This window comes from Alistipes finegoldii DSM 17242, assembly GCF_000265365.1.
GTDB classification, from domain to species: domain Bacteria; phylum Bacteroidota; class Bacteroidia; order Bacteroidales; family Rikenellaceae; genus Alistipes; species Alistipes finegoldii.
This window is the reverse complement of the sequence record NC_018011.1, coordinates 3,066,834-3,080,789: the sequence shown is the minus strand read 5'-3', so window position 1 is coordinate 3,080,789 and position 13,956 is coordinate 3,066,834. Positions and strand designations below refer to the sequence as shown.

Genomic DNA, 13,956 nt, shown 5'->3' with positions numbered 1-13,956 from the left:
TTATGCGTTTCCTCCGTCGATAATGTCTATTTCGTCATAGTGTTTTCCAATGACGCAGTAAGTTAAGTGTTCATCATCCCACCGATATAGTTTGCTGGCTTGCATATCCAGATACAACATGTTCGGATTTCCGATGTTTGGAAAGTTGTGGTATGTTTGAAAGCTGCGCAGTCCCTCGGCTGGGATGTTGGTATTTTGTGTTCCTATCCACCAATTCCCGTCTGGGCCGACATGAGGGGTTATGCCATCTTTTCCGTCGATTCCAATACGGGTTACAAAATCGAAATACAGCCGATGCGAAAGCGCCGAGCCGTCCGCAACCGTTAGATTGCCCTGCTGGATTGTGCAAATCAATTTCATGGTCGTATTTCGCGTGCTTTTATTAGGGGGATTGTCCGACGCTCGGCCTTGAGTACTGCATCGGTCAGCGTGTCGCGGAGTTCAATCGTCAGTACGATTTCACCCTCGTCCATATCGACCGTGGCTGAAGCTGGGACATTTATAAAGTAGTGGGCGCTGTCGCGTCGCTCGATCTTCAAATCCGCCGATGTGTCCGAACGTGCTACGATGCACACGCCGCGTCGTGATGTCGAAAGCTGGGCCGTAATTCGGTATCGGTCGAGATTGTCAAACCATGCTGACGGGATGATCTCGGGCAACACGTCTGGTATGTCTATCTCGTCCTTTATGGCCGTGAATAGCATCCCGAAACTTGTGCCTGCAATTATCGCTTTTGTGCGCCAGCAATTCATTGTTATAGTCTTTTGCGGATGATTATGCCGATGATCGCCCCGGTCAGCAGTCCCCAGCCGATTTTTCCCGAGGTGAGCCAGAACCGCTGCCACCATGTCAGCGGCATAGGTACAGGGATTTCGATGCGTTCGCGCTCTTGCCGGTCGATTGTCTGGGTTGTCGTCGTGTCTGTAACCTCAACAGGGATGTTTATCGGCTTCTCCTGCGGCTTGTTCCGTAGGTCGTGGTATAACTTACCATCGGGACGGATAAAAGCGTCAGAAACGGCGTAATCCGTTTCGAGGTGCGACGTGTCGGACGGCTCGATGATCGCGCTTGCCCGCTGGTCGGGGATATGCACGATGATCGGCACGTATTCGATGCGTGTGCGGATGTCTACTTTCCGATCTATACCCACACTATCGGTGCGGCTGCTCTGGATGAGTGTCCGGGGTGCCGAGCAACTTGCAAGTCCGACGATGGCAAACGAGAGTATGAATGTCGCGGTGCGCATGGGGTCAGATTTTTCCGTAATATTTTACAAAGCCAAACCATCGGCGCTTATGTTGGTATTCGGGCTCGTTCTCGTGGGCGTAGGCTTCCATTTCGAATGCCGAAGCGTGGTAGGCTTCGTCGTTCCATCGGTCGCGGGCATCGCCTCGTATCATGTGATATGCGTAGGATATTGCCCACTCTCCGCCGTAAAGCAGGTAGTAGGTGAAAGGCACCAGCAGGAGCCATCCTGCCGAAAGGTGCCCGCAGAACAGGTGCGCGGCTCCATGCCCGAGGCACCAGAGGACGGCTCCTAATACGCAGCACTCCCAAAACTGGCGGATGTGGATGCCCTCGTGTCGCTTGGTGCGGGCCGAGAGTTGTGCGAGTTTGGTGATGACAGTCCCGAAAAACATGCAGGTTTTGAAATTGCCGAAAAGGAGGCGCTTTGCCAGCTTGGAGTTGTAATAGACTTTCATAGTTGTAGGTTATTTGTTGTTGTGATATTCGATACAGCGGACGATGGCCGCAACGTGCATGTCGGCCACACGCTGACGGCCCGACCCCGAAAAGATCAGTTTGCAATCATCCTTCGTGTCCATGAAGAAATTTTCGGTTAAGACCGTCGGACAGGACGTGTGCTTGAGAATGTAGAAATTTTCCTCTTTGTCCGGGTCGCCGTCGGTCATGTCTTTGCGCATCCGCTTCTCGGGAAATGCGCGGGCGGCTTCCTCGTAAAAGATCGTCGCATAGTTGTCGGCTTCGGTCTGTCCGATGGATGTCCACGCTTCCCAGCCGGTACCGCCGCCCGCGTTCGCATGTATTGATACCAACAGACAGTTGCTTGGGCCGACAACTCGCGCGATCTTGTTCACTCGCCGCACCCGCTCGGCCAATGATATGTCGCAGATCTCCGACACGATTAATTCGCAGTCCACGCCTCGGGCCGTCAGTACTGCATATACCCGCCGGGCAATATCCCGGTTAAATTCGTATTCGTAAAGCTGTGAGCCGTCGGGCCATACCGGAGAACGCTTGCCGGGCGTTTCTTTCCCGTGGCCGTTGTCAATCAATATTTTCATTTTGCGTAAGGTTTAGTAACGTGTTGAGTTGATCGCGCCGCGCTTTGCCTTTGTCGGCGCTGTCTTTGACCTCGTTGTATTTCAACAATAAGCCGGTTATTTCTTTCGGGTCGTGGGCATTGGCGAGTAGTTCGACAAGGGTTGTCATTTTCACCGCTGCCGACCGTATTGCCGTGAGATTCTCCCGCACGGATTTGTATTCCGTGTAAACCACACCGACCCCGGCCAGCCCGGAAGCATACGGGAGCGAATAGATGCCGAACAGTATGGCCAGCAGGTCAAATAGCATTAACATTCCGGTAACTTTTCCGTAGTCGCCGAATTTCTCGAACGACCGCCGGAACCCGTGGCTGTCCCTCGGGATTTTGAGAACACGCGCCTTGCGGATGCCGGTGGAAAAGTCGATGATAACTGCTGCTATCATTACGAACCATACGACGACCTCCAGCAAGATCGCCCGGTGGAAAGCGTGTCCCTCTATGCCGGTCAGTTCGGCGAGGTACTGTAATATTTCGGATTGTTCCATATTGTTAGATTGTTCCTGCGTCGATGTTTATTTCATAATCTTTAGGTGGGGCCTCGCTCGGGTCGGGAGCTACCATGAACGACTGTTTTAGGGCCGGACGGTAGAATCGGAATAAAAGCGTTGATAATTCAGCAGCAGCGATGGCGAGTTTTTGTAAATAAGTTTTCCATAAATCGCTGGCCTGTACGGATAAATACCACTCGGAAACAATCAAATAACATAATACATTGGTTGCACTATGGTCTACTGCGTCGAGCTCGGATAGTCCGTATAGCTCCCGTCCGTCGTCCGCCAGACGTGCCGTGAACGTAAGGCCGCAGGTGTCGCCCTCAACCGCCATCGGCTGACTATCCGGAACGATACGCCGAAAGTGATGCGATAAGGTGGTGAGGGCTTCGGCAATGTGTTGATCGAAAAAGGCCCGTTCGTCAGCAGTTATGGCGTACCTGTCGAATAGAGGCAACCCCTTATCGTCGGCCAGCGTCCGGGCATTGTAGGCCGTTTCCGTGCATATTGTTTGGAACAGGTCAGCTTTGGCCCATGACAACCGAATAATCTTGTTCTCCCGTGTAATCATAGCATCCGGTATGGTCGTTCGGTGTGGGAACCGATAAGTTTGCTTCGCAAATCATCGAGCGCATTTCCAAAAAGGATTTGGTAATACTGGAATAAGGGGGCATCCTTACCACCATACCACCACATGAGCATCCCGAATTTCAGCGCGTCTTTTATGCGGATGGCTGTTGCTTCCGGGGCCATGTCGAGAATATCGCGCATACGGAATAACAGCAGGTCGGGAATGAATAACAGCCGTTCTACGTTTTTACTGATACGAGCCCGGAGAGCTTCGGCGACACTCTGTAAATTGAACATGAACGCATCGAGCAGGGAGAGTTCGAGTGTATGTGTCGCAGTCATACTCTGCCCGGCTTCCGTCGTGCGGTTGCGGTAGTCCAGTAATGTCTGATCGACACACTCGTTAAAAAGTGCCCGGCAATCTATTTTCACGTCGAAATTCATAGCAGCGATAATATTTCCGATGCGCGTTTATCTGCGGCCTGTGCTCCGGCTGGTTCGTTGGAAACACCCAGTACCAGCGCGGCGAGCGTCCATGCGGTTACGTCGATCAGTTTTTCGGGATAGATGTCGTTGATCCCCTTGTAAGGGATGTACTCGCCCTCGGCTATGTGGTGATCGGTGCCCGTAATACTGGAATAGCGCAGCTTGGTGCCGCCATGCGTAAGTAAGACGACAGGCTTTGCCATACCGCCTCGTGTAACGGGGTGATACTGATAGGTCGCTGCCGGGTGATCTTCCGGCAGAGCAACTAATACGGGCCGTTGCCAGCCGTCCATACGCAACCGGGCGAGGCGTAAGAAATCAGCGGGCAGATCAATTTCGCCGCTCCCGTCGGGATTGGGCCTCAACGGACATTCCGCAAGACTTTCTACCGATGAAATCGTATGCAACGGGGCCGCGAGCAAAACACGCCTGCCCGCCTCGTCAATGAAATCAGCAAGCGGGAAATTCGGGCTGTTAGCTGCGTTATCTTCGGGATAAATCTCGTCGATACACCGAAGCGCCTGTGCTATGATCTGCTCGCGCTTCATCACCAGTTAATAAAAAGAATGTTGCGTTTGGCCGCTTCGATCTTGATGTCGTCTTTCTTCATACCTGCGGGCACCACATAGTCGAGGTTGGCCTGTAACCATGCCCGCGCTGCCGCTACTGACGTTACCGTTTCCTCGCGAGTGGCCGTGGCCGGGTCGGACAGCAGCGTTTCCAGATCGGTCGCCGGGTTGCCGGGTGTTGTTTCCTCGATAGGGGCGGTTGTGATGGTGGCCTTTTCCCAGAATGTCACCTGATAGGCAGGATGCTCATGCAGCGCGTCGATGATGGCCGGGTCGGATGTGGTGTAGGTGCTTTCTCCGACCCCGCCGAAATATACCTCGGGCTCGAAGCGTACCGCTTCCAATCGCCCGTCAGCGCAACGGACGGACGTGCGGTATTTCTTGTGGTTGAGAACGAAAAATGTTGCCATGTGTCGTGGGTTTTATGACGGGAGCAGTTGCCCGCTCCCGTCGTTGTGAGTAGCTTATTTCACCGTAAGCAGTGCGTGTGCGTCGGGATTCGTCACGGCGAGAGTGTGGCTCTCGTCGATACGAACATCACTTGAGCGGGACAGACCCGTTTTGTCGCGGTCGAGCTCCGTGGCTTCCAGCGGTTTCTGTATGGCCCGATAGACGTTTGCCGGGTCAATCACGATGGCGGCCTTCGAATAGCCGTATTCGTTCAGCAGGTCGTGCGGTTTCATCAACAACTCGCCGTCCGGAGTGCTGATACGGTGGAACGTGATACCGAATACGACCTCGGTACTGCCCGCCTCTAACTGTTTCTGAACAGTCGAGGCCCCGGCCATCTGCCTCCCGAAATCTTTTCCGTAGAACATAATGCGCCGCTCGCTGCCGTTATTGCCGCAGAATACGTCGCTACACCAGCCATACAGCAGGTCGTTACTGATCTTGCTCTCGGCTCCCATGTCGAGATGCTTTTCGATCTTACGCACGAGGCCGTCGCTCATGTACTTTACTTTCCGGGTCACGGGGTCTACGAACCGCTCTTTCACACCGAAAAGCGCATCGGCCTCGTTGGTCATGCGGAAATCCAGCAGAGCTTGTTCGCGCATATCGAGGATGCCGAAATTCACCTCCTTTTCCGAAAGGCGTTGGTAGAGGCCCTCGCTTACGGTCGTCATGTGAATTTGGCAGTAGTTACTGTCCGAATAGGGCATTTGGCTGGGGTCTTCCGACATACCCGCGTTCTCGTGCTTTGCCACCCCGAGCCGGTAAATCGGAGTGTCAGCGGGCAGCGCGGGGAGTACTGCTGCGTTGATCGGGTAGATCGTGATTTTGTCCTGTGCAATAGAATCGGTAGCGACGATGTGGCAGATCAGCGGATTGAGCGAGAACCCACCCGAGGCTACCGGCGTGGCGACCTTTGTGGTGTCGTCCACGTTCATCGTGGGGAACAAGACATTGCCGTCCTGCGAAAAGATGTGCGCGTTGATTACGTTGATTTGCTTTGCCCCGCTCTCGCTTCCAGCGGTCACGGTGTAGGCTGTTTTTACTTTGCTTTGCACGCCTCGGCCCCGGACGCTGTAATACTGATATTCGAACGAACTGCACGGGACGTTTTCGAGTTCCCGCAACAGCGTGTCCATCGGGAACAGCGAGGGATTGATCTTTGTGATCTTCTTTGAAATTGTCGGGCGGTTGATGTCTTGATCGTCCACCGTTCCGTCAGCTTTCGCCGGCTTAGTCGTGGTGACGGTGCCGCGCATGGTTTCACCGGCGGTCGCTGCTGCGCCGCTCACGGCCATCAGCGTCGTGCCGAGGTCGTCGGGAGAGAAGAACGCGAGCAATTCACGAAACAGGTAAACGGAAACGACGCATCCGCAGATCGCCAGAACGCCGTACAGGAATTTGTTAATTTTCATAATAGTTTGAATTTTGGTTAGAACTTACGTTTGTTACGGCGCTCGATTACCTCGTCGAACATATCTTTGGGGGTTTCCGCTTGTTCGGGTGTTTCGACGCTTCCGCCGTCGGCAGGCAGGCCGTCCGTCTTGCGGGCCTGCTTGCGCTTGGCCTCGATCTGCTCGTTGCGCCCCTCCACCTTGCCTGTTTCGAGCGCGTCGGCTACGGCTGCGTCATATATCCAACCTTGATAGAGTTTGGTAAGGATTCCCTTATTCACCTTGCCGTCGAGCAGGTTTGCAAGAATCTCGTTATCTACCCATTCGACGAACTGTTTTTGTTCGGCCTCGTCGAGCCCATGTTCGGCGAAGAACGCATCTACGTCGGTTTTGCTTTGGGCGATGTTCTTGTCGCGGGCTTCGGTGCGGGCTTTCATGTCCGCGAGGCGCTGGCTGCGCTCGGTTGCTGCCTTTTTGTATGCGTCATAATCGGGCTCACCTTCTGGAACGGCCAATTCCGACGGATCGAACTGTCGGGCAATAGCAACCTGCACCGGCACACCGTTCGCCACGTCCTCGATGATCTGCGCGAACTCGGGGTATGCCTGTACTACCTCCATGATCGTTTTGTTGGCCGCCTCGTGTCCGGCGATTTTCTTGTCGCTCTCTGCGAGGTAGTCGTAAAGGGTGTTTTCGTAGTCGTCCTCGTCGGCGAACTGCCGGTCGGGGAATTTTGCAGTCATATACTCCCGAACACGCGATACGCGGGGAGCTTCCGCCTGCTGCTGATTTGTGTTTTCCTCTCGCATTTTTTCACATTGATTTTGTGTGTGATAGATTTCGATGTAAAAGTATCTTATTTGTTAATTTTCAAGATGTTATAATTATTATTAAACTTGCGATAGTTGCACAAAATGTATCACTATGAGCAGGAAAACGAGGGTACGGGACGAGGTGCCCGAGAAGATTTTGAAGAGGCACAATGAGATACGCCGCCGCTATGAAGAAATGCTTGCGCGGGAACGCGCCGAGAATCCCGAACGGCTGAAATACTTATCAAAGACATATTTTGTCGAAATGCTCTGCAAAGACCCTGTAATCGGATTGAGCCCGAACTATGTACGGCGTATCATCAATGGGCGAATTTGATATACCGTCGCTGCTTACCCAGAACGAGGAGCATAAGTCCCGTTTGTTTGCGCCCTACAATCCGCTTACAGGTGAGGGATCGCCCATCGAACGTGTCCGGCTTTATTTCTCGTCGGAATCCTATGTACTGATACCGACATACATGGCCCAGACCCCGACGGTTGCTGCAATCATCGACGCTGGGGGTGTCGAACAATACGCCGCACGCGAGGGCATTGCTGCTGAGGTCATGTGTGGCGTCGTGCATCGGCTCCGGGCTGTGTATGATTTTGAGTTTTGGTGTATCTCCTGCGTTAAAATCTTCGACAAGACCACGGGCCGCCTCGTCCCGTTCAAACTCCGCCGGGCCCAACTCAAGCTGGCGCATATTCTCCTTACTGATTTATTCGCGGGGAAGCCTGTCCGGGTCGTGCTGGTTAAGGCGCGACAATGGGGAGGTTCCACCGTTACGCAGATGCTTATGGCGTGGGTGCAGATATTCCACCGTTCGGGCTGGAATAGCGTAATCGTGTCTGATGTGGAAGAACAATCCCGAACGATTCGCTCTATGTACTCGCGCATGGCCCTGCGGCATCCGGTAGAAATATGCCCGGTACGGTTTTGCAATTTTGAGGGTTCGAGCAAGAATAAAATGCTGGTAGATCGGGATTGTGTCGTTTCGATAGGCTCCATGCAGAAACCCGATAGTTTGCGAGCAGGGGATATAAAAATGGCCCATCTTTCAGAGGTGGGCCTATGGAAGCGGACAAAAGAGAAGAGCCCCGAGGATGTGATACAGACTATCCTCGGGTCGGTGCCACGGGAACCGTTTACCGTCGTGGTTTTGGAATCGACGGCAAAGGGCATCGGTAATTTCTTTCACGATACATGGTGCGATGCGGTAGACGGGAAATCGGCCTATACTCCGCTATTCGTACCGTGGTTTGAAATTGACATTTACTATAAACCGTTCATCAACGAAAAGCAGAAGATCGAGTTTATACAGTCCATGACGCGCGACGAACTAACCCGATTCTATGCGGGGGCCACGTTGGAGGGCCTCAACTGGTACCGGGAGAAGCGACGCGAGTATTCGACCGATTGGCAGATGTGCAGCGAGTTTCCCTCAACCGCCGATGAAGCGTTCCAAACTACCGGACGCCCGGCGCATGACCCGCTGTATGTCCGCCAGCAGCGGCCCTTTGTCCGGGAACCGCTGTATGTCGGGGAACTGCTCGCCGATGCGACCTACGGGCCCGAAGCTCTGCAAAATTTACATTTTGTGCCAACGGCCACCGGAGATTTTCACCTTTGGAAGCTGCCTGATACCTCGCGGCGTATCGCCAACCGCTATGCGGTGGCGCTCGACATTGGCGGGCGCAGTCCCAATGCCGACTGGAGTGTTATTTCGGTACTCGACCGTATCGCCATGATGGACGGGGGTGTGGAAGAATGTATCGCTACCTACCGATTCCACCTCGACCAAGACCTAACCGTATGGCGGGCCGTGCAGGTCGCGGAATGGTACTGTCATGCGCTGCTGGCCGTCGAAGCGAATAGCCTCAACCCCAAAGGGCAAGAGGGCGACCATACGCTGACAATCCTCGACACGATCAAAGAGCATTACGACAACCTGTTCTCGCGGTCAGACCCTACGCGCATCCGAGAGGGCCAGCCGGTGAAATATGGTTTTCACACCAACGCGGCCAGCAAGACCGATCTTGTAACCCAAATGACGAAACGGCTACGCGAAATTCTCTACATTGAGCGGGATAAACGGGCGTTGGATGAAATTGGCTGGTACGAGCTCAAGCCCGACGGCAGCTATGGGGCTGTTGATGGAAAGCATGACGATATTTATATGAGCCGGGGCATTGTACTCAAAGTTTCACAACTTATGGATTTACCCGTGGAGATTCGGCAGAGTATCAAGCCACCGCCCGGTAACGTCATATTGTCGGAAGCATCCATGTAAAAACCCCGACAGACTGACTGCCGGGGTTTCCGTTGTGGGGCTATGGTTTTTTCTATTCTTGTTTCAGCCGGTCAATCTCAGCTTGTAATTTATTTATATATTCGGAATATTTTTTGAATGCAAATAACCGAATATTTCTGATTATTATGGCCTTGCTGCGGAGTTGTAGCCACATGTCGAGGATGGCGAGAAATTGACGGTAGAGTAAACCTGCATCGGCTGCTGTCCGCACTTTTTTATTTTGTTTGAACGCATGGGCAAAGACGTAAGCCCCCGCATATTTCTCGTCTGCATATTCGCTGGGCCGTTCTATAAAATCCATCGTGTCGAATAGAGTTGCGGCATCACTTGGCGCGTTATGCCACAATTCCAAATGTTCAAGTGGAAAGTTATCCGTGTTCATGGCAAAGACCGGGTAAGTTTCCGCCCACCATATATTACGGCCTATAACCTGTAAACTACTGCTATCCCACCGGGTGAAGCGATACATTTTCAGGCTGTTTTCAGGTGTGCCCGTTTGATCGGTAAGTACATATAACCAAAAATTATTTTTGCCGTCAAACATTATTTGGCCGTTGAAATAACGTTTTTGGTTAAAGAAAAAATAGATAATATGCGGGGTTACTGGTTTCGCGGCTTGGTAAGTGCCCCTTTGGCCGAATTTATACTCAACAATATCACGGGAGTTGAGTTTAAAATCCCAAACCCAGAATCCTGCCTTTTGGGTATAGTCTTTCTCTAACACCCAATTCTCATTTTCGGTTTCGCGGCTATACTCTTTTTCAACGCGCCAGTAACCGGACGGCAAGTTGTCACACGAAATCTCATCACTTTGTTTTTGTATGATATGTAGTTTCCCGTCAAGTAAACGATCAAGTTGCAGCTTGTATACTGATTCCCCATTTCCCCAAATAATTTCCAAGTGTTTGTCGGTTAGTTTGGCGACATAGTAGCGCCTTTCTCCGATCTGTAAATATCTTGTCTTGCGGTCGAATGAATAGGTTTGGATGCTGTTATTGTATTGTGTGGCTATTTCAACGGTGTTGTCCTTTGAAAATAGATATTCTTCATGGCCGCCCAGCCAAATGTTGGCATCTTCCCAGAATCCGTTTCTGTAAGAACTGAGAATATGATGTGTCCATGCTCCGGCGAGTGTGCCTGTCATAGGTGGCCGCTTTAGCCCCATAAGCCGGTAGGGGTCTGTGGTCGGCAAAGTATTGAGGATTTGCATGGCAAGAGGCCATGTTATTGTTGCTTGCTGATCTCTTATCTGAAATAGTTTTTGTCGTTCTTCTAAGCCGATTCTCGCCCCGAAAGCAAGTACTTGCTGTCTCGCTTTAGTATATTTTGTTTCACTTTTTTGGATGATTTCAAAGAGGTATTCCCATTGTTCGTTTGTAGTCTTGGTCATAGTTGTATCACTTATATGGTAGTAACCAGTTGCGTAATGTTCGGGGTATTTGCCCGTCTATGTTGTGTGTATATGCGGCACCGTTGGATATGCTGACCGATCATCCAACCGAGGCAAAACACACCTGCGGCTAACGACGGCATATAGGAGAGTGAAGAAAGGCGAGAGCCCCAATATAAGTGTATGGAAAGAATCCTTACATCGTCAAGCCAATGACAATTTTTTTGGGTGCTCCCGCTTTCTGGCATCTAAAAAACGGGGGATAGGTTGACAATGATCTGTTTGATAACGTAATGCCGCTATGGTGGATGATCTCCTATCCCCCGGTATGTTTGGGCCGGGAGTTTGCGAGTGGCACTCCCAATGTTCCCGGCCCGGTCTTGCTGTTATACTTGGTTTGGTCGTTAAGGAAAGTTCCGGTTCATGGTTAGCAGTACCAGATATAAAGCAAAACGTTTTTTTCAAAAAGGAACGGGCAGGCGCTTGTGTATGAAGATTTTTGAACTTTAGTGACGCCTCATTTGTTCTCAAAACTCGACGCCTGCCCGTGGGTCGCGCAAAAGGAGTGCGCGACGCATTATCTATTAATCCACATTTAAGTGGCTGGTTAAAAAAGCAACCCCGGACATTGCTTCGCCTCGTAGATGCCCTGTTACGCCTTAGTACAGGGCCGTTTTGCCGTGGGTTGCTTGTGGGTGTTGTGATAGTATAAGGGCAGTCCCGGTCTGTTGCGGTTGTGGGCCCGGAACTGCCCCGCCTCTGTCCTATAAGGGGTGAGCTTTCACGGAAGATGTCGTAATCCTTGCTTTTGCGTACTCTCGGTTTTGCGGCGTGTGGGGCTGCCCCGCCGTGCCCCTCAAACACGGCGAGTTTTGTGCGCAAAAAATAATCGGTCGATTTCCGGGCAGCCCTTATGTGTGTTGCTTGCAGGTGTGCGATGGTGTAGATTGAAATATTAAGAACTGGGCAGGGTGCAATGGGCTCTGCTGCCCCACAATTTTTCAGCCTGCTTATCGAAGCAAACATATAATATTTTTTGTTCGTTTGTAAGAAAGGAATAGCCGATTGCCTATTATGCGCCCTAACGCATAGGCCGACTACTCCGTGCGGCAAAATTGGGTAGTTAGAATTTACCTTGCCGCATGAAAAAACAGGGGCCCCCGCCTTTGTAAAATGACTATGAAATCTTGCTGGAAAAGAACAAATTGCCATGATCGACGGGATGCCCCTGTATGTGTTTTTGCTGGTAAAATAGGAGGCAACACTCCAGTTATTCGTAATGCCATCAGTTGTAATAATCCCCGCAAATGCTGTCCCCTTTGAAAGCCTTTTGTAGATGCTATACCGGAATACCTCAACCGCCCCCGGTTTACGTCGGGTGTGGCTATTAATGTTGGATGAAAATAATAAAGGGTGCGGGGCTGAGGTAGTGACGCAATTCACACAGATTTGGCCCCGCACCCGTGGCCCAAAGGGGATTGGGCCGGTGACTTGTCCTTTGCTAAATTTTGGGAGATTCCTTAATTGAGTATATGGAGTGAATGAATTTGCAGAAAGGGGGACGCGGCGCGGGTTCACATTAATTACCATACCAGATTTTAGAGCCTCACCGACCGTCCCCGTCACGATCTGCCAGATCAAACGCATACCGACACCCGGCGATGTCGAACCGCCGGAACGTAGTGAGTTTTGCTGGATGTTGGTAGACCGTGACATAAGTTTGGGTATGATTTGCGGCCCGGAAAAAGAAAGGGACGCTTGTAGCAATCCGACTACCGGGCCTCGCGAGCCCCCAAATCAAGATCGTACTTGCGCCCCGGAGTGCTGGATAGACAGACACGAACCGAGGTAACAAGTTGTCTTTGATTTGGTGAACACCATCCGAGGATGGGCGCGAGTTCGGTAATCAATACAATTTGTTTCCCTAATATGTCACGGCAAAGCCGTATTTTTGTGCGAATATAACATAACTTTTTCGGTTTTAGTTATGCAACCCGCATAAAAAGGGCGTGGGATTGTGCCAAGTACTCCACAGAAGGCCCGCTAAAGCCCGTTCGAAAATACAAGACACAAGAGCCCACGCCGGTAGCGTGTGGTGTCCACAAAGTTTGTTCCCCGCGCCGCCGGTCGTAGACCCGGCGATCCGTGGGAGCGTCTATGTGTCTTTGCTCCGAACAATGAAAATTTAGCGGTTTTCTGTGGAACAAAGCTACAATTCGCCCTTTCAGCGAATCGTTACCCAAAAGTAGTATAAAAATTCTATCCGGGCAACGATGCGCAGGTATTTTTTATCTATTGTGGCGTCCTTTTGTTATCATTCAATCCAAACAGCATACTGGATACCCTTGGTATGTCCCGTGATTTGCATAGGCATAAATCACCGAATATAGAGGGTACTTTGCAATATTCGCGCCGGGCCTAAAAGCCCATTGCCCGTATGTGTAGAGGGGATATGGACTTATTTGCCTGCGGTATGGCTGCCTTGTACGGCCAGCCTGCAACTATCTGCAAAAACAGTCATGCGGTTATAATTTCCCACACAAATATAAAAACAAAATTACAAAATAGATCGGTCGGAACCGTTGAAAGACAATACTTTATACGAATATATAATTTAGGTCTATCCGCAGACTTTAATAGTGATAAATAGAAAGTCTAAATTTCTGTCCTTTGTACCATGATTAAGCGACATCGTAACGAAAAACTGATAAGGGCTGCGGGGATGCGATTGCGGGAACTGCGGGAAGCACGCGGGCTGTCGCAGGAAAAAGTGCTGTTTGAAACAAACATACACCTTTCGAATATAGAAAACGGACGGCAGGATATTACCATCGCTACGCTGGTGGAATTGTGCAGTACTTACGACACCTCGTTAGAGGATTTTTTTAAGGGAATGAAATATGCTCGATCTGGAACGAAATAATGAAATTCTACAAAAGATCGCCGCAAAGTTACGGTTATTGCGGCGAAAGGCTGGCCTATTGCAGAAAACAGTATCGGCGGAAACCGGGCTGAATATGGGCCACCTTGAGGGAGCGCGGAAAAATGTTACCCTTACCACCCTTGAGCGGTTGTGCGAATACTATAATATAACGCTCGACGAATTTTTTAAAGATATAGACATTTAAAAAGGCT

17 protein-coding genes are annotated in these 13,956 nt (G+C 51.1%); 4 read left to right on the top strand and 13 right to left on the bottom strand.

The window, feature by feature from the left end; genetic code table 11:
• The 12 genes from ALFI_RS13265 to ALFI_RS13210 are packed head-to-tail and all read right to left on the bottom strand — an operon-like array spanning position 1 to position 7,116.
• On the bottom strand, positions 1 to 360 hold the full coding sequence (locus ALFI_RS13265) for a hypothetical protein (RefSeq protein ID WP_014776195.1): 360 nt from the start codon (positions 358 to 360) through the stop codon (positions 1 to 3).
• Positions 357 to 752 carry a hypothetical protein gene (locus ALFI_RS13260; RefSeq protein ID WP_014776194.1) on the bottom strand — a complete coding sequence of 132 codons (396 nt, stop codon included), beginning with the start codon at positions 750 to 752 and terminating at the stop codon, positions 357 to 359. The genes ALFI_RS13265 and ALFI_RS13260 overlap by 4 nt, the downstream gene beginning before the upstream one ends.
• Positions 753 to 754: 2 nt before the next feature.
• Complete coding sequence (locus ALFI_RS13255) at positions 755 to 1,246, bottom strand: hypothetical protein (protein ID WP_014776193.1); 492 nt, start codon at positions 1,244 to 1,246, stop codon at positions 755 to 757.
• Between the two features lie 4 nt (positions 1,247 to 1,250).
• Positions 1,251 to 1,703: a hypothetical protein gene (locus ALFI_RS16245; protein ID WP_014776192.1), complete on the bottom strand. Its 453-nt coding sequence runs from the start codon at positions 1,701 to 1,703 to the stop codon at positions 1,251 to 1,253.
• A gap of 9 nt (positions 1,704 to 1,712) precedes the next feature.
• Entirely contained in the window at positions 1,713 to 2,306 is a 594-nt protein-coding gene (locus ALFI_RS13245; RefSeq protein WP_014776191.1) for an N-acetylmuramoyl-L-alanine amidase, read from the bottom strand.
• Positions 2,290 to 2,832 carry a hypothetical protein gene (locus ALFI_RS13240; RefSeq protein ID WP_014776190.1) on the bottom strand — a complete coding sequence of 181 codons (543 nt, stop codon included), beginning with the start codon at positions 2,830 to 2,832 and terminating at the stop codon, positions 2,290 to 2,292. Before ALFI_RS13240 ends, ALFI_RS13245 begins: the two co-directional genes overlap by 17 nt.
• A gap of 4 nt (positions 2,833 to 2,836) precedes the next feature.
• Positions 2,837 to 3,409 (bottom strand): hypothetical protein, encoded by a 573-nt coding sequence (locus ALFI_RS13235; protein ID WP_014776189.1) that lies wholly within the window; start codon positions 3,407 to 3,409, stop codon positions 2,837 to 2,839.
• The gene (locus tag ALFI_RS13230; protein WP_014776188.1) at positions 3,406 to 3,852 is read right to left on the bottom strand and encodes a hypothetical protein; all 447 of its coding nucleotides are present in this window, start codon (positions 3,850 to 3,852) and stop codon (positions 3,406 to 3,408) included. The genes ALFI_RS13235 and ALFI_RS13230 overlap by 4 nt, the downstream gene beginning before the upstream one ends.
• A complete protein-coding gene (locus ALFI_RS13225) occupies positions 3,849 to 4,442 on the bottom strand; it encodes a hypothetical protein (RefSeq protein ID WP_014776187.1) in 594 nt (197 codons plus the stop codon). The genes ALFI_RS13230 and ALFI_RS13225 overlap by 4 nt, the downstream gene beginning before the upstream one ends.
• Entirely contained in the window at positions 4,442 to 4,873 is a 432-nt protein-coding gene (locus tag ALFI_RS13220; RefSeq protein ID WP_014776186.1) for a hypothetical protein, read from the bottom strand. The genes ALFI_RS13225 and ALFI_RS13220 overlap by 1 nt, the downstream gene beginning before the upstream one ends.
• 54 nt (positions 4,874 to 4,927) lie before the next feature.
• Positions 4,928 to 6,328, bottom strand: a complete 1,401-nt coding sequence (locus ALFI_RS13215) for an SU10 major capsid protein (protein ID WP_014776185.1) — start codon at positions 6,326 to 6,328, stop codon at positions 4,928 to 4,930.
• A 17-nt stretch (positions 6,329 to 6,345) separates the two neighbouring features.
• Positions 6,346 to 7,116, bottom strand: coding sequence for a hypothetical protein (locus tag ALFI_RS13210; RefSeq protein WP_014776184.1), 771 nt, complete (start codon positions 7,114 to 7,116; stop codon positions 6,346 to 6,348).
• A 115-nt stretch (positions 7,117 to 7,231) separates the two neighbouring features.
• Here ALFI_RS13210 and ALFI_RS17270 point away from each other — a divergent pair, with 115 nt between their 5' ends.
• Both ALFI_RS17270 and ALFI_RS13205 read left to right on the top strand, forming a co-directional pair.
• Positions 7,232 to 7,456 carry a hypothetical protein gene (locus ALFI_RS17270; RefSeq protein WP_014776183.1) on the top strand — a complete coding sequence of 75 codons (225 nt, stop codon included), beginning with the start codon at positions 7,232 to 7,234 and terminating at the stop codon, positions 7,454 to 7,456.
• Positions 7,443 to 9,410 (top strand): terminase large subunit, encoded by a 1,968-nt coding sequence (locus ALFI_RS13205; RefSeq protein ID WP_014776182.1) that lies wholly within the window; start codon positions 7,443 to 7,445, stop codon positions 9,408 to 9,410. Before ALFI_RS17270 ends, ALFI_RS13205 begins: the two co-directional genes overlap by 14 nt.
• Before the next feature lie 52 nt (positions 9,411 to 9,462).
• Here the strand turns inward: ALFI_RS13205 and ALFI_RS13200 are convergent, their stop codons facing one another.
• The gene (locus tag ALFI_RS13200; RefSeq protein ID WP_042493755.1) at positions 9,463 to 10,821 is read right to left on the bottom strand and encodes a hypothetical protein; all 1,359 of its coding nucleotides are present in this window, start codon (positions 10,819 to 10,821) and stop codon (positions 9,463 to 9,465) included.
• 2,677 nt (positions 10,822 to 13,498) lie between these two features.
• Here ALFI_RS13200 and ALFI_RS13195 point away from each other — a divergent pair.
• Together ALFI_RS13195 and ALFI_RS17810 are read left to right on the top strand one after the other, a co-directional pair.
• Entirely contained in the window at positions 13,499 to 13,744 is a 246-nt protein-coding gene (locus ALFI_RS13195; RefSeq protein ID WP_014776179.1) for a helix-turn-helix domain-containing protein, read from the top strand.
• On the top strand, positions 13,722 to 13,949 hold the full coding sequence (locus ALFI_RS17810; RefSeq protein ID WP_042493753.1) for a helix-turn-helix domain-containing protein: 228 nt from the start codon (positions 13,722 to 13,724) through the stop codon (positions 13,947 to 13,949). Before ALFI_RS13195 ends, ALFI_RS17810 begins: the two co-directional genes overlap by 23 nt.
• The last annotated feature ends 7 nt before the right edge of the window (positions 13,950 to 13,956 follow it).